Genomic DNA, 25,213 nt, shown 5'->3' with positions numbered 1-25,213 from the left:
GCTCACTGAATGATGAACGATGTGAACAGAACCTCCTTGATGGGTCCGTCACGCTTCTTCCCCTTGCTGGCGGGCTCGATAATGCCGTTGATCTGTTCCTTGATCTCCTGCGCCAGGAGCTCCTTGCCTTCCTTGGAGATCAGTTGCGACGCCTTCTTGCTGGACAGCAGCAGGGTCAGGTCGTTGCGCAGCTTGGGGGTATACATCTTCAGGTGGTCGGCGACCTGGGCATCTTCGACCTCGAGTGACATAACGAGCTGCAGAAACTGGTCGCCGTTGTCAGGTACGAGGTTGACGGTGAATGCATCGAGGGCAACATAGATTGGCACTTCCCGATCAACCTTCTTCTTCTTGACCGGCTTGGCCTTTTCGACTGCGACTTCGCCGTCGTCATCCTGTTCCGGAGCGTGGCGCAACAGCAGGAAGGCAGTGACCGCGCCAAGGCCGAGAACGACCACCACCACGGCGATGATGATGATCAGCAGCTTCTTGCTGTTCTTCGCGGGTGCCGTTTCCACGCCTTCAGTTGCCGGCTTTGCATCCTTGGCCATTACGCGCTTCTCTCCCTGGTTTTTTCAGTCCGCCGCTGGTCTCGGCTCCGGGATCAGCTTGTCGTACCCAAGCCAGACGACAGGGGGCTAGGCGAAGGTGTCCACCAGCGAGCTGCCATGGCGCGTGATGGCGGCCGCCCCCGGAATGCCGCCAGCCGATCCGCCGCCAAGTATAGCCTTATCAGCCAGGATGCGGGGTCGTTGCGACGTGTCCTGCTGCCCGTCGGAGTGCTGCCGGAAGGATTCGCCGCCGACGCTGACCTGTCCCAGATCGATCCCCGCGCCGGCGAACATCTCGCGCAGTCTCGGCACGGCGGTTTCGATGGCGCCACGAACGTCCGGGTTCGGCGAAGCGAAGTGCGCGTTGGCGCCGTTCTTGTCCATGTGGATGGTGATCTCTATCGAGCCCAGTTGCGGCGGATTGAGAGTCAGTTGCGCGCCCTGCTTGTCGTTGCTGACGAACCACAAGAGCTTCTGGCCGAGATCGGTGGCCCAGGACCGGTCGTGTAGCGGCTTTTCGAGGGCTGGCACGCCCTGCAGGCGCGGAAGGCCGTGCAGGCTCGGCGGCGGCTGGACGTTGTTGCCGAAGAGGCCATCGCTGACTGTCGTCTCATCCAGAGCAGCGGTTACCTGCACCGCCGGCGTGGTGGCGACCTTGTCTGTCGATGCCGCCAGTTCCGGGAGCTGCGCGGTAGAGGCCGAAGCCCATGCAGTGGCGGCAAAATCTGCCGGTCGGCCGCCGCTTGCCTCCGTCGCCGGTGGTGGCGCGGCCGCGTCCTTGCCGGTCGCGGCCGGCACACCCCCAGGCGGTGGCAGCTGCGCTCCCGGCCCCGCTGCGGCGGGTATCCCCGCGCGGGTCTGTTCTGACAGCGTCGCTGCGACGCCCTCACTGGCATCAATGCGGGTCGGCTGCGGCGGCAGTGTCACGCCGAGTGCCGCCAGAAGTGCTGGATCGGTGGTTCCCAGGCCGGCGTCTGCTGAAGCCGGTTCGCCGTCATCCGGCGTCTCGCCGGTGGGGGACGTTCCGGTGCCGGCAAGCGGCAGACGCAGCAGAAGGCTGTCGACCTCCAGGCGATTGCCTTCCTGGCTGGCTGGCGATGGAACTTCTGCCACACTGAGCGGCAGCCCCAGCAGAATGCTGGCAAAGTCTCCGCCGACGCGCGCGCCGGCCGGCGCCGATGTTTCCCGTATTGTCGCCTCGCCGGGCGTCGCCGCGATCGGTGCCCGGGCGAGCGTTGGCACGATGGCAATGCTCATGATCGATCCTTTCTGCGGATGCAGGTGCAGCCAAGATCAAAGCAATTATCGCGCCAGATGAGGATCAGAGCCCTTGCTCGTGGTCCTTGGCGCGGGTGGCAAACTCATCCTGCGCCTTCTGCTCCTGTCGGAGTTCGCTCCTCACCTCACTGGCGCGATGCCGGTCGGCCAGCGCGTCGAAGGCTTTCAGTCGCGTCCGCTGCTGTTGCCAGGCTGTCTGACCGGCGGCCGTACAACCCTGTTGTACAAGGACGCTCTGCCGCTGCTGGTCGATGGCCTGGTCGAGACGATTCATGAACTCCTGGTAGTTCCGCCACTCGGGCTGTCCCAGGCCATCTTGCGCTGCCTGTCGGAAGCGGATCGAGTACTCATCGCGATACTGTTGCAGCATGAGGAGCTTGTTCTGCGCATCGCGCTCGGCAGCAATCAGGCGCGCGAGGCGTTGCGTCGCCTCGTCCGAGCGACTCTGCATCAGTTCGAGTACGGTTTGCAGGGAGAACGGTCTGGCCACGGCGAACTCGCCTAGTCCGGGTTCATGAGACGGGTTGTCATTCTAGCGCGCCCAGCGTCAGGCAGCGACGCCAAACAGTGCCTGCAACTCACGCAGACTGCTGGCGAAGTCCGCGGGTTGGGCCAGACTCTGCTGCAGGAATGACTCGAAGCGCGGATAGATGGCTATCGCCTGGTCGAGTTGTGGGTCGGACCCCGCGGCATAGGCGCCGACGCTGATCAGATCGCGTGAGCGCTGGTAGCGCGAAAACAGTCGCTTGAAATTTCGAATCTGTTCCAGATGACCGGGGCTGACCAGGTTGACCATGGCCCGTGAAATCGATTGCTCGATGTCGATTGCCGGGTAGTGGCCGGCATCGGCCAGGGTTCGCGACAGTACGATGTGTCCGTCAAGGATCGCTCGCGCGGCATCGGCGATCGGATCCTGCTGGTCGTCGCCTTCGGCGAGAACGGTATAGAAGCCGGTGATCGAGCCGCCGCCGTCGGCGCCATTGCCCGCCCGCTCCACCAATTGCGGCAGGCGCGCGAAAACCGATGGGGGGTAGCCGCGGGTGACCGGCGGCTCGCCGATGGCGAGCGCTATCTCGCGTTGCGCCATGGCGTAGCGCGTCAGCGAATCCATGATCAGCAGGACATGCCGGCCCCGGTCACGGAAATACTCGGCAATGCACGTCGCATAGGCCGCACCCTGCAGCCGCATCAAGGGACTGACGTCGGCCGGTGCGGCGATGACGACGGATCGGCGCAGGCCTTCCTCACCAAGGATCTGCTCGATGAACTCCTTGACCTCACGACCGCGCTCGCCGATGAGGCCGACGACGATGATTTCCGCCTCCGTGTAGCGGGCCATCATGCCGAGCAGTACGCTCTTGCCGACACCCGATCCGGCAAACAGGCCCATCCGTTGTCCCTGTCCGACACAGAGCAGGCCATTGATGGCACGCACCCCGACGTCCAGCGCCTTGTCGATCGGCGCCCGCGACATCGGGTTGACCGGCCGGCTCTGCAGCGGGCGCAGTGACCTGGCATGCAACGGACCAAGCTTGTCGAGCGGCCGGCCGGCCCCATCGAGGACGCGGCCAAGGAGGGATTCGCCGACCGGCACCAGTTTGGCGCGGTCGATCGAGCGTCGCCGTGCAGGCGGCAGACGACCGATCTGCGGTGGCGGGTGGCGCGTTTCGAGGGCGACGACGCGGGCCCCTGGCGACAGGCCATAGACATCTTCCGACGGCATCAGGAACAGCCGCTCGCCGTTGAAGCCGACCACTTCCGCTTCGATCGGCGAGCCGCCAAGCGGCGTGATGCGGCATGAGCTGCCGAGGGGCAGTTTCAGTCCGGACGCCTCCATCACGAGGCCGTTGATGCGCGTCAGGTGGCCGCTCGGCAGCAGCGAATTCACCTGGCCGGCGGCGCCTCGGCAACCATCGAGGAAGTGGCGCCAATTGGCGAGATGCGGGTTGGCGGCGGGTTCACTCATCGTGGGTTAACCTTGCCGTCCCGGTCGGCACTCGTCAGCCATTCGTCGCTGATGCCGATGGCCTCGACGACGCGTCGCCAGCGCGTCTCGAGCGTCGCATCCACCTCGCTGGCGCCGAGTTCGACCCGGCAGCCGCCCGGCGTCAACGCCGCATCGTCGATGATTCGCCAGTTGTTGTGCGACAGTTGGTCGCCGAGGCGACTGCGTATCAGCGTCGCGTCGTCGGGGTGGACGAACAGCAGCGGCTGTCCGTGATGGGCGTGCAGCGCCGTCACCGCCTCTCTCACTATCGGCAGCAGCAACTCCGGTTGCAGGCGTAGGCTCTGCCGCAACACCTGATTGGCAATCTCGACCGCGAGGACCAGCAACTGATCGGCGACGCCCTGATCGATCGTTGCGAGGGCCTGCTGCAGGTTGTCCAAAAGTGTCGCGAGTTGGGCCACCACCGCCTCGCCGGCAGCCAGTCCCTCGCGATGGCCATCGGCATAGCCGGCAGCTTGTGCCTCGCGATGCAGGCGCTCGATGTCTTCAGCGGTCGGCAGGGTGACCGCAGGCGGCGGCTGGCTTGCCGGCTCGGACGCGACTTGGACGGGGGGGTCCGTGGGCTCTGCGATCGGCGATGGCTGGGCGGCAGGCGACGGAGTGGGCGGAACCGTCTTGTCCTCGTCGAAGGCCGCAAGCTCCCAGCGCTGATAAGCGGTAAGCTTCTCCTTCGGGATCCACTGGGTCATGACCTTGGCCTGCTCAGACCATTTCCTCGCCGCCCGCGCCACCAAGGACGATCTGGCCTTCGTCGGCCAGGCGACGGACGATCTTGAGGATTTCCTTCTGTTCGCTTTCGACTTCCGAGAGGCGTACCGGGCCGCGCGACTCGAGATCTTCGCGCAGCATCTCCGACGCACGTTGTGACATGTTCTTGAAGATCTTCTCGCGCAAGGGTTCGGTAGCTCCCTTCATGGCCAGGATCAAGGATTCGGACTGAATCTCGCGTAGCAGGAGCTGGATCGCCCGGTCGTCGAGTTCGAGCAGGTTCTCGAAGACGAACATCTCGTCGAGCACTTTCTGCGCCAGATCGGGATCGTACTCGCGGATCGAGTCCAGGACGGCGGTTTCGTTCGCGCTGCCCATGAAATTGAGGATCTCGGCGACCGTTCCCGCGCCGCCCTTGGCGGCCTGTTTCATGCTTGCAGAGCCCGAGAGCAGGCGCAGCATGACGTCGTTCAACTCGCGCAAGGCCTCCGGCTGAATCCCTTCGAGAGTGGCAATGCGCAAGATCACGTCATTGCGCAAACGCTCGGTAAACTGATTCAGGATTTCGCCTGCATGATCATGGGCGAGGTGTACGAGAATGGTCGCAATGATCTGGGGGTGCTCGTTCTTGATCAGTTCGGCGACTGTCGGTGCGTCCATCCACTTGAGGCCTTCGATGCCGTTGGTTTCGCCCGGCTGCAGGATGCGCGAGATCAGGTTCGATGCCTTGTCGTCACCAAGCGCCTTGGTCAGCACCGAGCGGACGTAGGCGTCGGTGTCCACGTGCACCGCCGCCGATTCCTCGGCCGTTCGGTGGAAGTCGGCCAAGACCTCTTCGACGCGGGTGCGCGGCACCGACTTGAGGGCCGCCATGGCGTGCCCCAGTTTCTGCACCTCTTTCGGGCCGAGATGCTTGAGCACCTCGGCAGCGTAGTCCTCGCCGAGGGCAATGAGCAGAATCGCGCTCTTTTCGATACCGTCCTCAGCCGCCATTGGCACCCGTCCATTCCTTGATGATGTTGGCTACCAACTGCGGATCCTGCTGAGCCAGCGCGCGCGCCGCGGCGATTCTCTTTTCCAGCAGTTCGGCGGCCGTGGGCAGGTTCTCCGTGGCTTCCTCCTCACCTTCCTCTCCGGCAACCACGTCTATGCGGCCACCGACGCCGCTCTCGGTTGTCGCTGGTTTCTCGAGCATGGTCTTGAGCAGCGGGCGAACGACGCCGAGCAGCAGATAGGCGATGATGGCGGCAATCACACCATACTTCACGAGGTCCTTGGTCAGTGACACCGTTTCCGGGTCACGCCATGGCGGCAGGCCCTCGTCCTTGTCGATGACCGTGAACGGCGCGTTGGCGACCGAGATGGTGTCGCCGCGCTCCTTGTTGAAGCCCATCGCCTCCTTGACGAGGTCGCTGATCTGTTTCACTTCGGCGTCCGGTAGCGGCTTGTTGACCGCCTTGCCGTCCTTGGCGACTTCCTTGCGCTGATTGACCACGACGGCGGCAGACAGACGCTTGATCGTGCCCACTGCCTGGCGGACGTGCCGGATGGTCTTGTCGACCTCGTAGTTGACCGTCGAGTTCTTGCTGGTACTGATCGGTGGGCCGACGCTCGCGACTGGCGCCTGAACCCCGGCGACGTTGATCTGGCCGGGTACGGGAGGCGTCGCCGGGGCGGCACCACCGGCACCGGGTACCGGCGGTTGCGTCAGTGGCGCGGTCGCCGGTACCGGCGGCTGATTGCTGAGGGCGCCCGGAACGCCCTGCGCCGCTGGGCTGGTGCTTGCCGTTTCGCTGCTCTGCTGGCTGCGGATACTGATCTCCGGCGGCGTCGCGTTCGGTCGATGCGTCTCGGCGGTCTGTTCGCTCTGCGAAAAGTCGATGTCGGCGGCGATCTGCACGCGCGCATTGCCGGGGCCAACGATAGGCGCCAGGATGTCTTCGACGCGCTTGATGACGCTTGCTTCGACTTCCTGGATGTACTTGACCTGCGTCGGATCGAGGCCGGCTTCCAGCAGCTTGCTCTTCATCTGCGAAAGCAGCGCGCCGCTCTGGTCGAGCAGGGTGACGCTGGTCGGCGCCAGTTGCGGGACGCTGGCGGCAACGAGATTCTGAATGCCGGCGATCTGGCGTGGCTCGAGCGAGCGTCCCGGGTAGAGGTTGAGGAGAACCGACGCCGATGGTTTCAGCTCCTCGCGCATGAAGACGCTCGGTTTGGGAATGGCCAGATGCACGCGGGCCGCCTGAACCGCCGCGATCGACTGGATGGTTCGCGACAACTCGCCTTCCAGACCGCGCTGATAGTTGACCTGTTCGGCAAACTGGCTGACGCCGAACTTCTGAGCTTCCATCAGTTCAAAACCGACGGCACCGCCCCTTGGCAGTCCCTGCGCGGCCAGACGCAGGCGAACATCATGGACTCTGCTGTCGTGCACGAGGATGGCGCTGCCCGACTCGCTGAACTTGTAGGGCACGTTCATCTGTTCGAGCGCGGCGATGATGGCGCCGCCGTCCCGCTCGCCGATGTTCGAGAACAGCACTTTGAACTCGCCTTGTCTGAGCAGGGTAGCGGCGGCGATCAGCAGGGTGACGACCGCCGCGACCGAGACGATCAGCAGCACTTTCTGCCTGTTCGTCAGGCGCGCCAGTGCCTCGCGCGCGCGATCCAGCGGATTGTCCGCGCCTGCCGTCTCTGTGGTCTCGATTCCCGCTGCCGCCATGCTCGTGATACGTGACAAACCTGCGATAAAGCAGGAAAAAAGCAAAAAAAGGCTGATAATTGCTCGGCTATTGTAGCGGTTAACTGCAGCGGACTTTCCACTGGATGAGCGAAGTCACACAAATACCGGGCCCCGAACGCCAGGCGCAGGAGCTTCAACGCGCTTTCGACGTTTTCAATCAGGTTTCGCTGGCCTTGACGGAGTCTTACCAGGGGTTGCAAGGCCGCGTCGAGTCATTGACCGCCGAACTGGCCGTCGCCAATGGCGAGCTGCGACGGCAATACGAGGCCAAGGAGGCGCTGTCCGAGCGTCTGTCACTGCTGCTCAACGCCCTGCCGGCCGGCGTCGTCGTGCTCGATTGCGCGGCCTGTGTCAGCGAGGCCAATCCGGCGGCGTGCCGGATGTTCGGTCGGACGATCATCGGCGAGACCTGGTTGGCGCTGGCGCAGGCGAGACTGGTGGCCACCGAGGCACCGGACGAATGGCAGCTTGATGAGCGGCGGCTGTCGATTGTCGAAAGTCCGCTCGACTCGGCCGGCGGACGCATCCTGTTGATCCACGATGTGACGGCGGCGCACGCTCTGAAGGCCGAACTCGAACGCAATCAGCGCCTGGCGGCAATGGGCGAAATGGCGGCTTCACTGGCCCACCAGTTGCGTACCCCGCTGGCTACCGCCTTGCTCTACAGTGCCAACCTCTGTCAGCCCGACCTCGACGACGCGGCGCGCGTCCGCTTCGCCGGCAAGACCGCCGCGCAGCTCAAGCGGCTGGAACGTCTGATACAGGAGGTGCTGCTCTTCGCTCGCGGCGAGAGCATCGGCCGCGACACGATTCCAGTCTGGCAACTGCTGGCCGACGCTGCACAGACGGTCGAGCCGCTGTTCGCCGACAGGAAAGTGGCCTTCCGGGTCAACTGCGCTGCCGACGGTGTGGTCGTCACCGGCAGTCGCAAAGCCCTGGCCGGCGCCTTGGTGAATCTGCTCGAAAACGCCTTGCAGGCCTGCACGGCGGACGGCAAGGTGACGCTTGGCGCCAGTGTCGCCGATGGAGCGTTGCTGCTCGCTGTGCGCGACAGCGGGGTCGGTATCTCTCCCGAAATCCAGGCGCGTGTTTTCGAGCCCTTCTTCACCACCCGAGGGCAGGGCACCGGCCTGGGTCTGGCGATTGCGCTCGGTGTGGCGCGTGCCCACGGGGGTACGATAAAGGTGAGTTCGCTGCCGGAAGACGGGTCCGAGTTCGTTATCATGCTGCCTGTCGACGCGGTGGCAGGCCGAGAAGGTTGAGGAAGAGTGGAGCGTATGGCGAGTAGATTGCCGATACTGGTGGTTGAAGACGATCTTGCCTTGCGCGAGGCGGTATGCGATACGCTCGAGCTGGCCGGGCAAGCGGTCGTCGCTGCGGCAGGCGGTGAGGAAGCGCTGCAATTGCTGGCCAGGCAGACCGTCTCGCTGGTGGTCAGCGATGTGCGCATGCTGCCGATCGACGGAATCGCCTTGTTGAAGGAGATCCGCAGTCGCTTTCCGCACTTGCCGGTGGTCCTGATGACCGCCTTTGCCGATGTCGACCGTGCCGTCGAAGCCATGCGGGCAGGTGCCTGCGATTTTCTGCTCAAGCCCTTCGAGCCGAAGGCGCTGCTTGATCACGTGCAGCGTTATCGTCTGCCGGAGACGCTCGACGACGAGCGGGTTGTCGCCGGCGATCCGCTCAGCCGCAACCTCTTCGGCCTGGCCACGCGCGTCGCGCAGAGCGATACGACGGTTCTCCTGACCGGCGAAAGCGGTGTCGGCAAGGAGGTGGTGGCACGCTTCATCCACCAGCACTCGGCGCGGCGAAAGGGGCCGTTCGTCGCCATCAATTGCGCGGCGATTCCCGACAGCCTGCTGGAAGCGACGCTCTTCGGTCACGAAAAGGGCGCCTTCAGTGGCGCTCAGCACGCGCAGGTCGGCAAGTTCGAGCAGGCGCAGCATGGAACATTGCTGCTCGACGAGATCACCGAGATGCCGCTGGCGCTGCAGGCCAAGCTGCTGCGCGTCCTGCAGGAGCGCGAAGTCGAGCGGGTCGGTGGGCAGAAACCCGTGTCCCTCGATATCCGCGTCGTCGCGACGTCGAATCGGGACATGGCCGACGCTGTCGCCAAGGGCCTGTTTCGTGAGGACCTGTTCTATCGGCTCAACGTCTTCCCGTTGCTGATCCCGGCCCTGCGGCAGCGAGTCCAGGACATCATCCCGCTGGCCCGCCATTTCCTCGCCGAACATGGCGGTCGCGCTGGCCGCCCAGGGCTGCGTCTCGCCGCCGCTGCCGAGGAGGCGTTGCAACACCACACCTGGCCCGGCAACATCCGCGAGCTGGAAAACGTCATGCAGCGTGCGGTCATACTGGCGACGGGCGACGTCGTCGATGTCGATTCTCTCCACCTGTCAGCCGCCGTTCCCGCCGCAAGGCCGGCCGCGCAGTGGCCGCCAGCGGCCGTGCCGGAGCCGGCCTTCGCCGTGCCGCCGCCGGAGGCTCAGAAAACCGACAAGCTGCGGGAAGTCGAGCGCGAACACATCCTCGAGACGCTTGCCGCTGCCGGCGGCTCAAGAAAGCTGGCGGGTGAGCGACTCGGAATGCCCGAGCGAACGCTGCGCCACAAGTTGCGGCAGTACCGCCTCGAAGGTTTTTTGAAAGGCTGATCGCGGAGTTGGTCAGAATCTGGCCCACTTGTTGCTTTGATAAGCCAGAAAGCGTTTGGAGGAACGAATGGACACCAAGGGTATCGACCAGATGTTGAGCATGTTGCGCGCGACGTCGGCAGCAACCGGCGGCCGCCTGGCCGAGGCGCCGAGCGCTCCGGCAGCCGGGACGGACTTTGCCCAGGTACTGGAGAACTCGATTGCGCAGGTCAACCAGACACAGCAACAGGCGCAAGCGATGGCGGCAAGTTTTGCCGCCGGCAACAACACCGAGAACCTGCACGATGTGATGATCGCCCTGCAGAAAGCCAACATCTCTTTTCAGGAGATGGTCCAGGTTCGCAACAAGCTCGTTTCGGCCTATCACGACGTAATGAACATGCAGGTTTAGGGCGCCGCCCGGACGCTGGTGGCGCGGTCACGCGGGAGCCTCGCCCCGAGCACCGTGCGTTGCCGATCATCGGCAGTCCGATCCCGGCGCTGTCTGGCAGGCGAGGCGGAGCTCAGGCGATGCGCGCGGCGGTCCATGCCATGCCGTCGGCCATCGCCAGAATGGCGGCGATCAGCAGGGCCACGCAGAACGTGTAGTACGTCCTCGGGTTGTCGGCGCGGTCGGCGATCGCCAGGATGTGCAGGGCGCCCCAGGCGACGGCGAGGGCGGCGAACAGCGAAACGCCGAGCACCTGCATCTCGATGCTGTTCAGCGACAGCAGGCGGCCCGCCCGCCAGGGTGCGGCGAGAAAGACGCCGAACGTCCAGAACAGCGCGAGACTGCCGGCGGCGCACAGCGCGGCGCCGCCACGGGTGATCCATTTTTCCATTGAAGGTCCTTGTCTGGCCACGGCCGGATCAATTTGGCATGCGCCGGCACTGGCTCGGCGGTCAGTAGATGAAGCGATCATGCAACTCGCCCAGATTCAGCGCCAGCAGGATTTGTTCGAGGCGCGCGGCCGCGTTGCCGCGCTCTTCGCCACGCCGCCTGGCGATGATCAACTCGTTTTTCAGCGAGTGCTCCCAGCCGACGAGTTCGGTGACCGTCAGTTGATAGCCGTGCGCCTCGAGTTGCAGGCAACGCAGGGCGTTGGTCACCTGGCTGCCGAATTCGCGGGTGTGGAGCGGATGGCGCCAGAGTTCCGAGAGCGGCGTCGTCGCAAAGGACTCGTTCTTCTTGCGGCGCAGCAGCGCCGCGACTTCGGCTTGGCAGCAGGGGACGAGAACGATGAACTGCGCCCGCTTGTGCAGGGCAAAGCGGATGGCGTCGTCAGTTGCGGTATCGCAGGCGTGCAGGGCGGTGACGATGTCTACGCGCGCGGGCAGGGCCGGCGAATCGATCGCGTTCGCGACGCGCAGATCGTGAAAGCTCATGCGTGCGAAACCGAGGCGGGCGGCAAGCTCGCGCGAGCGCTCGACGAGTTCGGCGCGTGCCTCGACGCCGTAGATGTGCCCGGTGTCCCTGGTCCTGAAGAACAGGTCGTAGAGGATGAACCCCAGGTAGGATTTGCCCGCGCCATGATCGGCCAAGGTCAGGTGGCGGTCCTTGGCGAGGACTTCCTCGAGCAGCGGCGCAATGAAGTGGAACAGGTGATACACCTGCTTCAGCTTGCGCCGGCTGTCCTGGTTGAGTTTGCCGTCGCGCGTCAGGATGTGCAGTTCCTTGAGCAGTTCGATCGACTGTCCGGGCCGGATTTCGGGGATCGCCGACAAGCGTGTCCTGGGTTTGCTGGGGGAGAGGACGACATTCTAGCGCTTTGTCGGCTGTCGGCGCTTCGGCAAGGGTCGCAGGGGGCCGCGCAGGTGGGATAATGTCAATATCTTCCAGGAAGTCGGAGAAAGCATGGCCATCCAGTGGTATCCCGGTCACATGACCTCGGCGCGCAAGAAAGCGGCCGAGACCATGGCGTCGATCGACGTGGTGATCGAGGTGGTCGATGCGCGCCTGCCCGAGGCGAGCACCAATCCGATGGTGCGCGAACTCCGCCTGTACCGGCAACGTCCCTGCCTGAAGGTGCTCAACAAGGCCGATCTCGCCGATCCGCTGACCACGCGCGCGTGGATCGAGTATTACGGCCGCCAGGACGGCGTGCATGCCGTCGCGCTGTCGTGCAAGAAGCCTGGCGACGTGGCGCGGCTGCCCAGTCTCTGCCAGCCCTTGGCGCCCCACCGCAAGGACAACGGCAAGCCCTTGCGGATGCTGATCATGGGCATTCCGAACGTCGGCAAGTCGACGCTGATGAATGCTCTGCTCAAGCGCCGGATTGCCAAGGTCGGCGACGAGCCGGCAGTGACCAAATCGCAGCAGACCTCGCAGCTCGACGTTCGCCACTGGTTGACCGATACGCCCGGGCTGCTCTGGCCGAAGATCGAGTACCCCAGCGATGGCCTGATGCTGGCCGCCAGCAATGCCGTCGGCCGCAATGCGATCATCGACCAGGAAGTGGCGATCTTTCTCGCCGATCTGCTGCTCGCCCGCTACCCGGCAGTCCTGGCCGCTCGCTACGGTCTGTCGGTCGAGGCGGCTGACGATGTCGATGCGGTACATGTCATCGAAGCCATCGCCAGGCGCCGCGGCCTGCGCATGCGGGGCGGCGAAGTCGACCTCGAGAAAGCCGCGAAGGCCCTGCTGCAGGACTATCGTAACGGCGTTCTCGGTCGCATCAGCCTCGAGACGCCGGTCACGCGCAGCGTCATGCTGGCCGGCGCGCCGGCGACGGCCGGTTGACCGAAGCAAGATCGCCACCTCTCCGGCAGCCGCCTCGCTCATGCTCAGTTTCCTGCCTGCCCCGCTGATCGGCCTGATCGCCGCACTTCTGCTCGGGCTCAACTCCCTGTTCTGGGTACCCATCCTGCTGCTCGTGGCGCTGCTCAAGCTGATCCTGCCGTTCCAGGCCGTTCGTCGGCGCCTCGATCCGATTCTCGTCCGGATTGCCGAAGCCTGGATCGTCTGCAACAGTGGCTGGATGGCCCTGACCCAGAACGCCACCTGGGACGTCCAGGGTATCGCCGGGCTCGATGCGGGCGGCTGGTATCTGGTCAACTGCAATCACCAGACCTGGGCCGACATCCTGGTACTCCAGCACCTGCTGACGCGCCGCATTCCGCTGCTCAAGTTCTTCCTCAAGCGGCAACTGCTCTGGGTGCCGGTGATGGGACTCGCCTGGTGGGCGCTCGATTTCCCGTTCATGCGCCGGCACAGCGAAGACGTGCTCAGCAGGCACCCGGAACTGCGCGCCAAGGACCAGGCCGCGACCCGCCTGGCGTGTGAGAAGTTTGCGCTGATCCCGACCAGCGTCATGAACTTCTGCGAGGGAACTCGCTTCACGGCGCTCAAGCACCAGCGGCAGCAGTCGCCCTATCGCCATCTCCTGAAGCCGAAGGCGGGCGGCATTGCCCTGGCCATGAACGTGATGGCGGACAAGTTCCAGGCGATTCTCGATGTCACCATCGTCTATCCCGACGGGGCACCCAATTTCTGGCAGTTTCTCTGCGGCAGGATGAAGCGTGTGCGGGTGCGGGTGCAGACCTTGCCGGTGCCGACGGAACTGGCGAGAGCCGATTACGCGCGCGACCCGGCGGTTCGCGAGGCCTTCCAGCAGTGGTTGCAGCGGCTCTGGCAAGACAAGGATCGGCAGATCACGGACCTGCTCGAGGCGCGCTGACGATGATCGAGAACCCGCCGCTGGCATCCGTCCAGATCGTTCGCAGCAAGCTTCGCCGTCCGCGGGTCGTCGCCGACTTCGTTGCGCGCAGCGAGTTGCTGCGCCTGCTTGATGCCGGCAGCGAACTGCCGCTGACGCTGCTGTCGGCACCCGCCGGTTACGGCAAGACTTCGCTTCTGGTCCACTGGCTCGAGGGTCGGGACGCAGCTGCCGCCTGGCTGTCTCTCGACCGCGATGACAGCGAGCCGATGATTTTCGCCAGTTATTTCGTCGCTGCGCTACGCAGCGTTTTCCCCGCCGCCTGCGCCGAGACACTGGCCTGCCTGAATGCCTCGCCGCCGCCCTCTCTGGCCACTCTGGCGGGCAGTCTGAGCAACGCGCTGGAAGCGCTGCCCGCACCCCTGGTTCTCGTGCTCGACGGCTATCAGCACGTCGATTCGCCATCCACCCAGGCCTTGCTGGACCGCTTGCTGGCGCACCCGGCGAGTGGCCTTCGCCTGGTGATCAGCACGCGCCAGGACCCCCGCCTGTCGCTGGGCGCGCTGCGCGTGCGCGAGGCGATGGTGGAAATCCGCGTGCCGGACCTGCAGTTCGACGAACGGGCAAGCGCCACGCTGATCGAGCGCTGCGCCGGACGGGCAGTTTCCGGCGAGGACCTGCTCCACCTGCAGGCATGCACCGAAGGTTGGCCGGTGGGCGTGCGTCTGGCGGCGTTGGCGCTACGCAACGGTGATGACGCGGCCGCGGGTCTGGCGCGCAGCTTGAGCGGCGAGTCGCCGCAGTTGCAGCAGTACTTCGTCGAAGAGTTGCTCGCAGACCAGACGGCTGGCACGGTCGACTGCCTGCTGCGCACATCGATCCTCGACCGCTTCTGTGCCCCGCTGTGCGACGCGGTACTCTGGGAGGGTGCCGCCCTGGGGGAAACGCTGGTCAGTCAGGCGTTGCTGCGGGTGGTGTCCTCTGGCGCGATGCTCTGTACCGTCATCGACGATGGTCGCCACTGGTATCGCTACCGTCGCCTGTTCCGGGAGTTCCTGCAACGGCAGCTCAGCCTGCGCTGCACGCCGGCCGACATCGCCGAACTGCACCACCGGGCGGCAGCCTGGTTGGCGACGCAGGGTCTGCTCGAAGAAGCCATCCCGCATGCGCTGGCCGGTGACGGTGGGGCGGCGGCCGGGCAACTGCTGGCACGGCATCGCAATCTTCTTCTTGGCCGCGAGCAGCGCTGGCGTCTCGACCGCTGTCTGCGGCTGCTGCCGCCCGATACTGTCGAGGGCGATCCCGAACTGCTGGTTATGAAGGCCTGGCTGATGTATCACCAGGGGCGTCATGTCGAGATCTCGGCAGTCGTGGACCGCATCGAGGCGCTGATCGACAGCACGGTGGCCGGCATACAGTTGCCGGGCAGCGAGGCCTTGCGTGGCCACCTCCTGGCCTTGCGCAGCCTGCACGCCTACCTCGAGGGTCAGGCGGGCAGCGCCGTGGCGCTTGCCGAGCAGGCCTTGCAGCGTCTGCCAGTGGCGTGCGTGCACGCCCACGTCACGGCACAGGCGCTTCTCGCCGGCGGGCGGCAGGCCGCCGGCGATCTGGCCGGCGCGCGCGACGGCATCCGTCAGGCCCTGGCGCACGCCGCCGGGCCCATCGACGCCTGCCAGGCACCGCTGGTGGCCACCTTGTGCCTGATCGACTGGATGGCTGCCGACCTGTCGGCGCTGCAGTGGACGGCCGACCAGTACTACAACCTGGGCGATGCCCGCTTTGCCAGCGAGGCGAACGCCGCTCTCGGACGTTACTTCCTGGGCCTTGTCCAGTACCAACGCAACGAGCTGAGCCTCGCCGAGGCGACGCTGCTGCCGGCGCTCGCGCCGGAGCAGGCGCCGCGCCTCGGCTATCGCACCGAGATGTCATTCCTTCTGGCGGCAGTCTATCAGGCGCTCGGGCAGGCCGACCGGGCGCGCGCGATCGTTGATGCTGTGTGCGAGCGCCTCGCCGAGAAAGCCGATCTGCCGGCCCTGTTTCGCGCCCGCGCCTGCCAGGCGGATCTGGCGCTGCGCCAGGGCCGTCTGGCCGAGGCTCAGGATTGGGCGCGCAGTTTCGATCCGGGCCCCGTCCAGTTTGTCTACCGCTTCTTCAGTGCGCCGCACCTGACGCTCGCTCGGGTGTGGATAGCGGAGGGTAGCGACGAGAGCCGCAAACAGGCCGCCCGCCTTCTGCAACTGCTCGAAGCGCAGCTGACGTCCCGCCACAACGTGCGTTTTCTCGCCGAAGCGCTGGCCCTGCAGGCGCTGCTCGAGTATGCGCTGGGCGACGAGAGTGCCGCCGTCGAGCGTCTCGGACGCGCGCTCGCGCTGACCCGGACGGGAGGGTTCATTCGACTCTTCGTCGACCTTGGACAGGAACTCGTCAAGCCGCTGAAACTGCTGGAGGCCAGTATCGGCAATGCGCGCTACGCCGGGCAGATCCTCGCCGCGCTCAACGATGACTGGCTGGTGACCGCGGGTCGCCAACAGGTGGGCGCCGACCTTACCCGGCGTGAACTGAAGATTCTCAAACTGCTGGCGGTGCGCCTGAGCAATATCGAGATCTCGGAGGAGCTATGCATCTCGCGGGCGACCGTCAAGCGCCATACGCAGAACATCTATCGCAAACTGCGTGCCTCGAGTCGCCGCGAGGCGGTCGTCAGGGCCAGGACGCTCAACATCCTGGTCGACGGCTGAGCGGCGCTGCGCGAGTCGCCTGCCGGCGCCCTGGCTGGCCGTCACGGCCGGGTCGTGAGCGAGTTTTGACGAAGGCCTTCCACCGTAACGGCAAGGCCCGGCGGGGGTTTTCATTGACTTACGTCAGACATTCGCCCAGTTGCAAAAAAATGGCCCATTTCATGGCCCTTTCCGAGCCATTCCAGGCTTGTCGCTTTTCCGCATGATGGCATAATTGATCGTTATGCAGAATTTTCACATCAATCTTCACATCAACCGATTCTTTGCGAAAAGGGTGGACCGTCAATGGCGCTAGGCCGCGTGATCGCTGTCGTCTCGCAGAAGGGCGGCGCCGGCAAGACTACTGTCGCCATGCAAATGGGGGGGGGCTTCCATGCGATCGGCGCCACCGTGCTGCTTGTTGACCTCGATCCGCAGGAGAGTGCGTTTCGCTGGGCCGAATCGGCGCCACTGCTCGACTCGGACCTGCAACTCGACGTGCGCAAGATGTCCGGGCTGGAACTGATCAAGCACATCGGCGATTTGCAGGGCGAAGCGGACTACATCGTGCTCGATACACCGCCCTCGATCTACCACCCGTCGACGCTCGCCGCGCTGGCGGTGGCCCATCTGGCGGTGGTTCCGGCCGTGCCGAGTCCGACCGACCTGTGGTCGACGCTCGCCGTCGAGCGACTGATCCTCAACCGTATGGAGCAAAGCCATCGCCTGCACGGCTGCATTGTCCCGAACCGCGTACAGAACACCGCACTGGCAACGGATGTGCTTGAATTGTTGCATGAATTCACCTTGCCGATCCTCGATGCGATGCTTTGCCAGCGCAACGCCTATGCTCAAAGCGCGGTCATCGGGGCGTCTGTTTTTCAACTGGGCTCTGGTGCCGAAGCCGCGCAAGGCGAGGTCCGCAAGCTGATCGCAGCCGTTCTTAAACAACTGGGAGACACCCGATGACGACACCGACAAGTGCCAGCACCAACAAGACCGCTCTGCGGGCCAGCCTCAAGAAGGAAGACGAATCGCTCGCCGAGCGTCTGGTCGCTACCGATATACCGCTGGTCGCCACGCCCGAACCCGAGGCTCCGGTCGTCGCCCCCGTCGCCGCGCCGGCCAGTCCGCCGCCACTTGCCGCGGCACCGGCCCGCAAGGCCGCCGCCAAGCCCGCCGCCAAGCCCGCTACCGCCAAGCCCGCTACCGCCAAGCCGGCAGTGGCCAAGCCGGCTGCTGACGTGGTGCCGACACCGCCCGCGAAAGCGCCCGCCAAGGCGGCGAAAAAGGTGGCTGCCGTGACGGCGGCGACGACGAAAGCAGCCGAGCCGGTTACCGCAGCGAAAGCGAAGCCCGTGAGCCGGAAAGCGGCCGCCGCGGCCAAGCCGGTGGCGGCCAAGCCCGCCAAGCCCAGCAAACCTGTGAAAGTGGCGACGAAGGACAGCGCAGCCGCTGCACCAGCGACGGCAACGGAAGATGCAGGCAAGAAAGCCGCCAAGCTGGCGGCAACGGTAGCGAACATCGAGAAGGCGGCCAAGGAGAAGGGCGACAGGATCGTGCGCTACACGGTCGAGTTGCTGAAGAGCGAGGAGGCCGCCATTGAAGCCGTGCGTGCCGAACTGGCCAAGGGCGCCGGCTGGGCGGCGAGCAAATCCGACATCCTGCGCGCCGGGGTACGGGTGTTTGCCGAACAGCGGGTCGAGCAGATGAAAGAGTTGCTGGGCGCGCTGGCCACCCTCTCGAAGGGCAAGAAGAAGGGCTGATCGCACCAGATGTCTTTGGGCACGCTCGATGCGGCCGCGGTCGAACCGGCGCGCAGGCGATCCTCGGGAGTGCCCCAACGAGCGTGGGTAGTTATTTGGTAGTAGTTGGGGGGTGCCGACCATCGATCGGCGAAGACGGTTTTAACTGTGAACTGCTCGAAGGAGCAGATAACCAAGGGAGGTCGTATGTTTAGTAGTCTGATGCCGAATCGCAGTGAATTCTTTGAGCTTCTCACCGCGCACTCAGAACAGGTGGTGGCCGGGGCCAACGCAACCTTGCGTCTGATCAATGGTCTGGGCGATGCGGGCGCCAATCTTTCGGTGCTGGTCGACGAAGTCAATCAACACGAGCAGACCGGTGACCAGATCAAGGCCAAGGTGATCGGGCGGCTGCACCAGTCGTTCACGACGCCGATCAACCGCGACCAGATCCACGCGCTGATCAGTGATCTCGACATGACGCTGAACATCCTGCAGAGCGTGGCTAATGCCGTAGGCATGTACAGCATCAAGCAGTCGACGGTGGAGGCGCGCGAAATGGCCGCACTTAGCGCTGACGCGTGCCTGCGCCTGAATCGTGCGGTGGCGGCGCTGGGCGACAAGTCGCGTGGCGCGGAAACGCTCAACCTGTGCAAGGAAATCGAGGAAATCGAGTCGAAGGCCGACAAGATCCAGCACAAGGCGATCACCGCCCTGTTCCAGGACGGCGCCAACATCTGGCAGACGATGAAGTTGCGGGAGTTCTACTCGCTTCAGGAGGCGGTCCTCGACTCTTGCCAGGAAGCGGCCAAGATGATCGAAGAGATCCTGATCGAAAACTCTTGAGGGGCTGCGGAAAATGGAAGGCCTAAATATGAGCATCTGGACGCTGGGCTTGCTGATCGCAATCGCTCTGGCGTTCGACTTCATGAACGGGTTTCACGATGGCGCCAACTCGATCTCGACGATCGTCGCAACCGGTGCCCTGACCCCGAAACAGGCGGTGCTGTTCGCCGCGTTCTTCAACTTTGCCGCGCTGTGGGTGTTTGAACTCAAAGTGGCGGCGACCATCGGCAAGGGCACGGTCGACCCGAGTTTCGTTGATTACTACGTGATCTTCGGCGCCTTGATGGGGGCCTTGATCTGGAACATCATCACCTGGTATTACGGCATCCCGTCGTCGTCCTCGCACGCGCTGGTCGGCGGCCTGGTCGGAGCGACGGTGGCCAAGGCGGCTTCGGGTGCGCCGATCGTCTGGGCTGGTTTCGGCAAGATCCTTGCCTTCATCATCATTTCGCCGCTGGTCGGGGTAATCCTGGGTGGCTTGCTGATGGTGCTGGTCGCCTGGATTTTCCGAGGGACCTCGCCGTATCAGGCCGGCAAGTTCTTCAAGGGCGGGCAATTGATCGCCGCCGCCTTGTATAGCTTGGGCCATGGCGGCAACGATGCGCAGAAGACGATCGGCATCATCTGGCTGTTGATGATCACGGCCGGTGTAGCGACCAAGGACGTCGCGACGCTGCCGACTTGGGTGATCTACTCCTGCTACTTCGCGATCGCCTGGGGAACCTACCTCGGTGGCTGGCGGATCGTCAAGACCATGGGTACCAAGATCACCAAGCTCAATGCGGTCAGCGGTTCGTGTGCCTCGATGGGTGGCGCGATCGCTCTGGGGCTGGCGACCCTGGGCGGCATTCCGGTGTCGACGACGCATACCATCACCGGCGCGATCATCGGTGTCGGGGCGGCCACCGACGTCAAGGCGGTGCGCTGGGCGATCACTGCCAACCTGATGGTCGCCTGGGTGCTGACGATTCCGGCCGCGGGTCTGGTCGCTGCGATCTTCTGGTACCTCGGGACGAAGTTCCTGTAGCTCGGGAGCGCTTGCCTCACTGGCGCCCCGGAGACAGGGCGTCAGTGAGTGCCGGCCATCGGAACCAGTCAATAGTCGTCACCACAGTCAATCAAGGGAGTTACTCATGTTACCCAAGCGGTCCGAGTTTTTTGAGCTTCTCGCGGCACACAGCGAGCGCGTCCTGGCGGGGGCTAATGCCATGCTCCGCCTGGTCAACAGTCTGGGGGTCAGCAAGCAGGACGTTGCCGCGCTGGTCGAAGAAATCAACATGAACGAGACCAGTGCAGACCAGATCAAGGCGGATCTGCTGCTGATGCTGCACAAGTCCTTCGTCACGCCGCTCAACCGGGACCAGGTTTACAAATTGACGCTGGACATCGACAGCGTCATGAATGCTGTCCAGGATGTCGCGCAGGCCGCCAGCATCTACAACATCACCGAGGCGAATACCGAGTCGCACGAACTGGCATCGATGACGGTCGACGCCTGCACCCGCTTGACGCGCGCCATCGCGGCGCTGAAGGACCGGCAGCGCAGCCAGGAAACCGTCGATCTGTGCGTCGAAATCGAGCGCATCGAGGAGAAGTCCGTCGCGGTCATGTACAAGGCCATCAAGAGCCTGTTCGAGACCGAGGGCGACGATGTGGCCGCCTTGCGGGCGATGCGCCTGCGGCAGTTCTATGCGCTGCAGGAGAAGGTTCTGCGCGCTAGCAAGAAGTCGGCCCAGACGGTCGAAGAGATCCTGCTGCAGAATGCCTGAGCGATGACCAGGCGTGGCAACGCCTGGGCCGGAAGCGCAGCAAACGGGCGCCCCGAAGTCGGGGCGTTTCGTTTTTCTGGATCGGCAGCCGCGGCAGTCGCCCGCGGCTGCCTTGCCGAGCAGCGAAACCGCACCGCGTAGCCTGACGGGCGCCGAACTTCGGAATACAATTCGTGCGGGAGGCGGCAAGTGGCGCATTCGTTGCCGGGGTCGATGTCTACCCCTCCCACCCGTGCAGGATACCTTCAGTTGTGTCAGCGGAGACGCCCGATGTCGCTCACCAATCCGATTGCTGCCTTGTTCGGCAAATCGCCGTTCAAGCCCCTGCAACAGCACATGCGCATCGTCATGGAATGCGTCGGCGAAGTGCCTGCTTTGTTCCAGGCCCTGATTGACGACGATCAGGAACAGCTTGGCGAGTTGAAAAACCGGATTTTCATCAAGGAGGGGGAGGCTGACGCTGTCCGCGCGGATATGTGCGATCACCTGCCGCGCAGTCTGCTCCTGGCGGTGGACCGGCAGGACCTGCTCGAGCTGTTGGCGATGCAGGATGCCATCGCCGACACCGCGCAGGATATCGCCGGTCTGCTGGTCGAGCGCAGGATGGAAGTCCCGGCAGGCATGGCCGAGCCGCTGATGCGACTGGTGGCCCGTTGCGTCGACACCTGTGCACTGGCGCACAGTATCGTCGAGGAGCTTGATCAGTTGCTGGAGACGGGCTTCCGGGGTCGTGAGGCCGAGCGCGTGCAGGCGATGGTCGTCGAACTCGGGCACATGGAGAGCGACACGGACGTGATGGGAATGGACCTCGCGCGCGCCCTTTTCGCCGAGGAAGACAACCACAAACCGGTCTCCGTCATGTTCTGGTATCAGTTGATCCAGTGGGTCGGAACGCTGGCCGACTACGCCGAAAGAGTAGGCGAAACGCTGCGCCTGCTGATTGCCCGCCGATGAGCAGGGAGTCGGCAGCGTGACCAAGGCGGCCTGCCGGCGAGATTCGTCGGCGTCCGAGTCCGGATGCCGCACCTTCCCGTTCCGCCCTTGGACCTGCCGGTGAGGCGTTGAGCATGGAAATCATCGCTCAGCATCAAACCCTCTTCCTGGCGCTGGCTCTCGCCTGCGGCCTTTACATGACGTGGGGGATCGGCGCCAACGATGTCGCCAACGCCATGGGCACCACGGTCGGCTCCGGGGCTATCACGGTCAGGCAGGCTGTCGTTCTGGCTGCGACGATGGAGTTCCTCGGCGCCTATCTGGCGGGCGGCGCCGTGGCCGACACCATCGCCAAGGGCATCATCGATGGCGAGCTTTTCCGACCGGTGCCGCATTTGCTGATGTTCGGCATGATCGCCGCACTGCTCGCCACCGGCATCTGGCTGATGGTCGCCACGCTGCGTGGCTGGCCGGTGTCCTCGACCCATACGATCGTCGGCGCCGTGTGCGGCGTCGGCGTTGCTGCGCTGGGTGTGGACGCGGTGCAATGGGAAATGATGGCTGAGATTGTCGCCAGCTGGTTGATTTCGCCGGTGCTTGGTGGCCTCGTGTCGCTGTTGTTGACGCTGAGCATTCGCCGATTCATTTTCAATACCCGCGATCCGGTCGGCGAGGCGCGCAAGTGGGCGCCAGTGTATGCCTTTCTGGTCGGCTGGATCGTTTCGCTGATCGTCGTCGTCAAGGGGCTCAAGCACGTCGACATCACACTCGGCAACCTCGAAGGGCAGGTGCTCGCCGTGGCGATCGGTGTCGTCGTCGCCATCGCCGCCAGGTTGATCATGAACGGTGTGCAACTCGATGCGCGCGCCGACCGAGCCTTCCAGTACGCCAGCGTCGAGAGGCTGTTCATCCCGCAGATGGTATTCACCGGCGCGGCGATGGCCTTCGCGCACGGCTCCAACGACGTGGCCAATGGCATCGGCCCAATGGCGGCGGCGATTCAGATCATCGAAACGCAGGCGGTGTCGGCCACCTCACCGGTGACGCCGTTGATGTTGTTCATCGGCGGCCTGGGCATCGTCGCCGGTCTGGCGACCTATGGTTACAAGGTGATGGCCACCCTCGGTCACAAGATCACCGAGCTGACGCCAACCCGCGCCTACTGTGCCACCATTGCCGCCGCCTTTGTTACCGTGGCGGCTTCCGGCTTGGGTCTGCCGGTGTCGACTACGCATATCGCCGTCGGCGCCGTGATGGGCGTCGGCATTGCCCGCGGCATCGGCGCCCTGGATCTTCGTGTCGTCAGCGGCATTGTCGTTTCCTGGCTCGTCACCGTTCCGGTTGGCGCTATCCTGGCGGCGATCACCTTCCACATCCTGCGCGCGTCGTTTTCCTAGAATGGCGGCGACCCATCCAGCCGCCGGCGCGGCGTCAGGCGGTGCAGATCACCCCGGGGCGAGCGAAACCGGCGCCATTCCGGATCTGTCTACCCGACCTGTCGAGTCGCTGCAGAACTACAAGGGAATCGACTTCCCCGGTGACATCCGCTATCGCCAGATTCTGGTGACCGGTCCGCCTGGTGCCGGCAAGAGCACCTTGATCGTGCATCTTGGCGGCTGGTCGGAGGAAGGTTACCTCGACCTCGGCAAGAAGCATTGGTGGCGATCCGAGATTCTCTCGGTGCGGCCGCGGGAGATCCATCTGGGCATGCCTTTCGTGGGTCTCGACAACGCTGTATCGGTTTTTGATGCCGAGTTCCTCGATCGTGACCCGCTGCCGCCGGTGGATTTCGCTCGCCTGGTGTTGCCACCTCGCAAGCGCTTCTTCTTTTCCGTCGACTGGTATCGCCGTTACGTCTTCGAGTTCCTGCTCCCACCCGCGGATCTGGTCTTCGAGCGACGTCGCGAGCGGGCGCGGCATTGTACGCATCCGGTTGACGCGCAACTCAGCCTGGAGATCTGCGCCGCCCAACTCGAGGTGTTTCGCCAGGTCGCCTCGTTCCTGCATCGGCAGGGCTTCTACGTCTATGTCCGTGAAGGGACGGACAGCATCCCAAGGCGCTTTCTCGACGCACCGTTGCAGCCGTGAAGAGGCGCGCCGCCCGACGCCCGTTCAGAATTGCGAGCCTCTTCGCCTGGCTGAAGGCGTTGTCCGCGCGTTTGGGCTTCGGATGGGGCCATAACCTCAAACTCGGCGATGGCTATCGGCTCGGCAGCACCAAGGTGCGTATCCCTCTCGACGGCATTCCGATCGAGATCACCCTCGGTCTCAACGACAGGCGTCTGCATCTCTACCCCGAAACCCGCCTCAACCCGCGTGGCGAGACGGCTCGGCTCGGCAGCTTCATAATTTTCGATCCGCGTACCCACCTTCGCCGGATCGGCGGCTTTCTGCGCCTGAGCCCGAAAAACTGGCTGGCCCTCGGCTCGGGAGACGAGGTTCAGCAGGCGATTTTCGACTACCCACCGGCGGTGGACGAGCAACACCTCGTGGTGATCTATGGCCGCGACGCGCTGGTGTTTCGCAATCTGAGCGATGCCGGCACCGCTATCGCACCCATGCTCGATGAAGTCACATCGCTGCGGATGAGCAAGCTGCGGCGGCTGCGCGATATCTTCGGTGGTCCGCTTGAGCTATTGCCCCGCGATGAGGCCTTGCTGCTCATCGAAGCGGTCAATCTGCTCCTGCACGAGGAGATCTATCGCCCGCGGGACAGCCGGGGTCTGCCGGGCGGCTTGCTGGAATTGCCGCATACCGTGACCCCGATTCTGGTTGCCGACCTGCATGCCCAGGTCGACAACCTGCTGACGGTACTGAGCCAGAATGCCTTTCTCGAGGCGATCGAGGAAGGCAGTGCGGTCCTCGTCATCCTTGGTGATGCGGTGCATAGCGAGGTCGATGGGCAACTCAGAGAGATGGTTGGGTCGATGCTGCTGATGGATCTGATCTTCCGGCTCAAGCTGCATTTTCCCAAGCAGGTGTTCTATGTTCGCGGCAACCACGATTCGTTCTCCGAGGACATCGCCAAGGACGGCATCCCGCAAGGCCTGCTGTGGGCCAAGGAACTCAGTGAGCGCCGTGGCACGGCATATCTGAAGGCGATGGGCGAGTTCTACCGGCTGTTGTCCTACGTCGTCGTTTCCGAGGACTTCATCGCCTGCCATGCGGCGGCGCCGAAGACCAAGGTCAGTCGGGAAATGCTGGTGCAGATTCACGACCACCCGGGGCTGATTCTTGAACTGATCAACAACCGCCTGTACCGGGCGAATCGTCCGCAGGGCTACAACCGACGTGATGTGAAACGCTTCCGCCGCGCCCTGCAGGTCGAGCCCGGCACGCCCTTCATCGTCGGCCACACGCCCATAGATCGGGAGCAGACCCTGTGGCTGAACGTCGATGCGATTCGCAACCACCATGTGCTGTTCAGCGCACATCCCGACTGGGTAGGCGTTTTCACGCGTGTCGACGACACCATGATTCCTCTTGTTTACCCGGTGGATTCCCTGACGCCGATCATCAACGCATTGGCCGCGGAGCCGGGCTGAGTGCCGGGTCCGCTGTTCCGGTTGGCGCTGTCGACGCCCCGTCGTGCAGGCTCTCCTTGTGGTTTTGGGGCAACAGCCGATTGACCG

24 protein-coding genes are annotated in these 25,213 nt (G+C 64.3%); 15 read left to right on the top strand and 9 right to left on the bottom strand.

Annotation, left to right across the window (positions count from 1 at the left end; all coding sequences use genetic code 11):
- Positions 1-2 precede the first annotated feature (2 nt).
- The 7 genes from CAP2UW1_RS18895 to fliF form a co-directional block, all read right to left on the bottom strand.
- Positions 3-551 (bottom strand): flagellar basal body-associated FliL family protein, encoded by a 549-nt coding sequence (locus CAP2UW1_RS18895; protein ID WP_015768222.1) that lies wholly within the window; start codon positions 549-551, stop codon positions 3-5.
- Between the two features lie 87 nt (positions 552-638).
- Complete coding sequence (locus CAP2UW1_RS24125) at positions 639-1,808, bottom strand: flagellar hook-length control protein FliK (RefSeq protein ID WP_015768221.1); 1,170 nt, start codon at positions 1,806-1,808, stop codon at positions 639-641.
- A 64-nt stretch (positions 1,809-1,872) separates the two neighbouring features.
- Positions 1,873-2,319, bottom strand: coding sequence for a flagellar export protein FliJ (fliJ, locus tag CAP2UW1_RS24795; protein ID WP_015768220.1), 447 nt, complete (start codon positions 2,317-2,319; stop codon positions 1,873-1,875).
- 57 nt (positions 2,320-2,376) lie between these two features.
- On the bottom strand, positions 2,377-3,795 hold the full coding sequence (gene fliI, locus CAP2UW1_RS18880) for a flagellar protein export ATPase FliI (RefSeq protein ID WP_015768219.1): 1,419 nt from the start codon (positions 3,793-3,795) through the stop codon (positions 2,377-2,379).
- Entirely contained in the window at positions 3,792-4,526 is a 735-nt protein-coding gene (locus CAP2UW1_RS18875) for a flagellar assembly protein FliH (protein WP_015768218.1), read from the bottom strand. The genes fliI and CAP2UW1_RS18875 overlap by 4 nt, the downstream gene beginning before the upstream one ends.
- A 13-nt stretch (positions 4,527-4,539) precedes the next feature.
- Positions 4,540-5,538, bottom strand: a complete 999-nt coding sequence (gene fliG, locus CAP2UW1_RS18870; RefSeq protein ID WP_015768217.1) for a flagellar motor switch protein FliG — start codon at positions 5,536-5,538, stop codon at positions 4,540-4,542.
- Positions 5,528-7,264, bottom strand: a complete 1,737-nt coding sequence (fliF, locus tag CAP2UW1_RS18865; protein ID WP_015768216.1) for a flagellar basal-body MS-ring/collar protein FliF — start codon at positions 7,262-7,264, stop codon at positions 5,528-5,530. Before fliF ends, fliG begins: the two co-directional genes overlap by 11 nt.
- 104 nt (positions 7,265-7,368) lie before the next feature.
- Here fliF and CAP2UW1_RS18860 point away from each other — a divergent pair, with 104 nt between their 5' ends.
- From CAP2UW1_RS18860 to fliE, 3 genes are all read left to right on the top strand, one after another.
- The gene (locus CAP2UW1_RS18860; RefSeq protein WP_015768215.1) at positions 7,369-8,547 is read left to right on the top strand and encodes a sensor histidine kinase; all 1,179 of its coding nucleotides are present in this window, start codon (positions 7,369-7,371) and stop codon (positions 8,545-8,547) included.
- A 15-nt stretch (positions 8,548-8,562) separates the two neighbouring features.
- Positions 8,563-9,936 (top strand): sigma-54-dependent transcriptional regulator, encoded by a 1,374-nt coding sequence (locus tag CAP2UW1_RS18855; protein WP_015768214.1) that lies wholly within the window; start codon positions 8,563-8,565, stop codon positions 9,934-9,936.
- A gap of 67 nt (positions 9,937-10,003) precedes the next feature.
- Positions 10,004-10,327, top strand: coding sequence for a flagellar hook-basal body complex protein FliE (gene fliE, locus CAP2UW1_RS18850; protein WP_015768213.1), 324 nt, complete (start codon positions 10,004-10,006; stop codon positions 10,325-10,327).
- Between the two features lie 112 nt (positions 10,328-10,439).
- Here fliE and CAP2UW1_RS18845 read toward each other — a convergent pair whose 3' ends face one another.
- Both CAP2UW1_RS18845 and CAP2UW1_RS18840 read right to left on the bottom strand, forming a co-directional pair.
- A complete protein-coding gene (locus CAP2UW1_RS18845; protein WP_015768212.1) occupies positions 10,440-10,757 on the bottom strand; it encodes a hypothetical protein in 318 nt (105 codons plus the stop codon).
- A 61-nt stretch (positions 10,758-10,818) separates the two neighbouring features.
- Complete coding sequence (locus CAP2UW1_RS18840) at positions 10,819-11,640, bottom strand: class I SAM-dependent methyltransferase (RefSeq protein ID WP_015768211.1); 822 nt, start codon at positions 11,638-11,640, stop codon at positions 10,819-10,821.
- 130 nt (positions 11,641-11,770) lie between these two features.
- Here CAP2UW1_RS18840 and ylqF point away from each other — a divergent pair, with 130 nt between their 5' ends.
- From ylqF to CAP2UW1_RS18780, 12 genes are all read left to right on the top strand, one after another.
- Positions 11,771-12,655 (top strand): ribosome biogenesis GTPase YlqF, encoded by an 885-nt coding sequence (ylqF, locus tag CAP2UW1_RS18835; protein ID WP_015768210.1) that lies wholly within the window; start codon positions 11,771-11,773, stop codon positions 12,653-12,655.
- A gap of 40 nt (positions 12,656-12,695) precedes the next feature.
- Positions 12,696-13,592 (top strand): acyltransferase, encoded by an 897-nt coding sequence (locus CAP2UW1_RS18830; RefSeq protein ID WP_015768209.1) that lies wholly within the window; start codon positions 12,696-12,698, stop codon positions 13,590-13,592.
- Positions 13,593-13,594: 2 nt separating this feature from the next.
- Entirely contained in the window at positions 13,595-16,309 is a 2,715-nt protein-coding gene (locus CAP2UW1_RS18825; protein ID WP_015768208.1) for a LuxR C-terminal-related transcriptional regulator, read from the top strand.
- Positions 16,310-16,594: 285 nt separating this feature from the next.
- A complete protein-coding gene (locus CAP2UW1_RS18820; protein WP_015768207.1) occupies positions 16,595-17,257 on the top strand; it encodes an AAA family ATPase in 663 nt (220 codons plus the stop codon).
- Positions 17,254-18,054 (top strand): hypothetical protein, encoded by an 801-nt coding sequence (locus CAP2UW1_RS24120; RefSeq protein ID WP_015768206.1) that lies wholly within the window; start codon positions 17,254-17,256, stop codon positions 18,052-18,054. Before CAP2UW1_RS18820 ends, CAP2UW1_RS24120 begins: the two co-directional genes overlap by 4 nt.
- Positions 18,055-18,201: 147 nt before the next feature.
- Complete coding sequence (locus CAP2UW1_RS18810) at positions 18,202-18,879, top strand: DUF47 domain-containing protein (protein WP_199931509.1); 678 nt, start codon at positions 18,202-18,204, stop codon at positions 18,877-18,879.
- Positions 18,880-18,892: 13 nt separating this feature from the next.
- Entirely contained in the window at positions 18,893-19,906 is a 1,014-nt protein-coding gene (locus CAP2UW1_RS18805) for an inorganic phosphate transporter (protein ID WP_015768204.1), read from the top strand.
- 106 nt (positions 19,907-20,012) lie between these two features.
- Positions 20,013-20,648 (top strand): DUF47 domain-containing protein, encoded by a 636-nt coding sequence (locus tag CAP2UW1_RS18800; RefSeq protein ID WP_015768203.1) that lies wholly within the window; start codon positions 20,013-20,015, stop codon positions 20,646-20,648.
- Positions 20,649-20,918: 270 nt separating this feature from the next.
- A complete protein-coding gene (locus CAP2UW1_RS18795) occupies positions 20,919-21,602 on the top strand; it encodes a TIGR00153 family protein (RefSeq protein ID WP_015768202.1) in 684 nt (227 codons plus the stop codon).
- A 113-nt stretch (positions 21,603-21,715) separates the two neighbouring features.
- Positions 21,716-22,978 (top strand): inorganic phosphate transporter, encoded by a 1,263-nt coding sequence (locus CAP2UW1_RS18790; protein ID WP_015768201.1) that lies wholly within the window; start codon positions 21,716-21,718, stop codon positions 22,976-22,978.
- A gap of 1 nt (position 22,979) precedes the next feature.
- Positions 22,980-23,669: a P-loop NTPase family protein gene (locus CAP2UW1_RS18785; RefSeq protein ID WP_015768200.1), complete on the top strand. Its 690-nt coding sequence runs from the start codon at positions 22,980-22,982 to the stop codon at positions 23,667-23,669.
- A gap of 59 nt (positions 23,670-23,728) precedes the next feature.
- A complete protein-coding gene (locus tag CAP2UW1_RS18780) occupies positions 23,729-25,126 on the top strand; it encodes a metallophosphoesterase (RefSeq protein WP_199931508.1) in 1,398 nt (465 codons plus the stop codon).
- The last annotated feature ends 87 nt before the right edge of the window (positions 25,127-25,213 follow it).

Origin of the sequence: Candidatus Accumulibacter phosphatis (genome assembly GCF_000024165.1) — a bacterium.
GTDB lineage: Bacteria > Pseudomonadota > Gammaproteobacteria > Burkholderiales > Rhodocyclaceae > Accumulibacter > Accumulibacter phosphatis.
The sequence above is the reverse complement of the archived record's forward strand: the minus strand, read 5'-3'. Positions and strand labels throughout refer to the sequence as shown.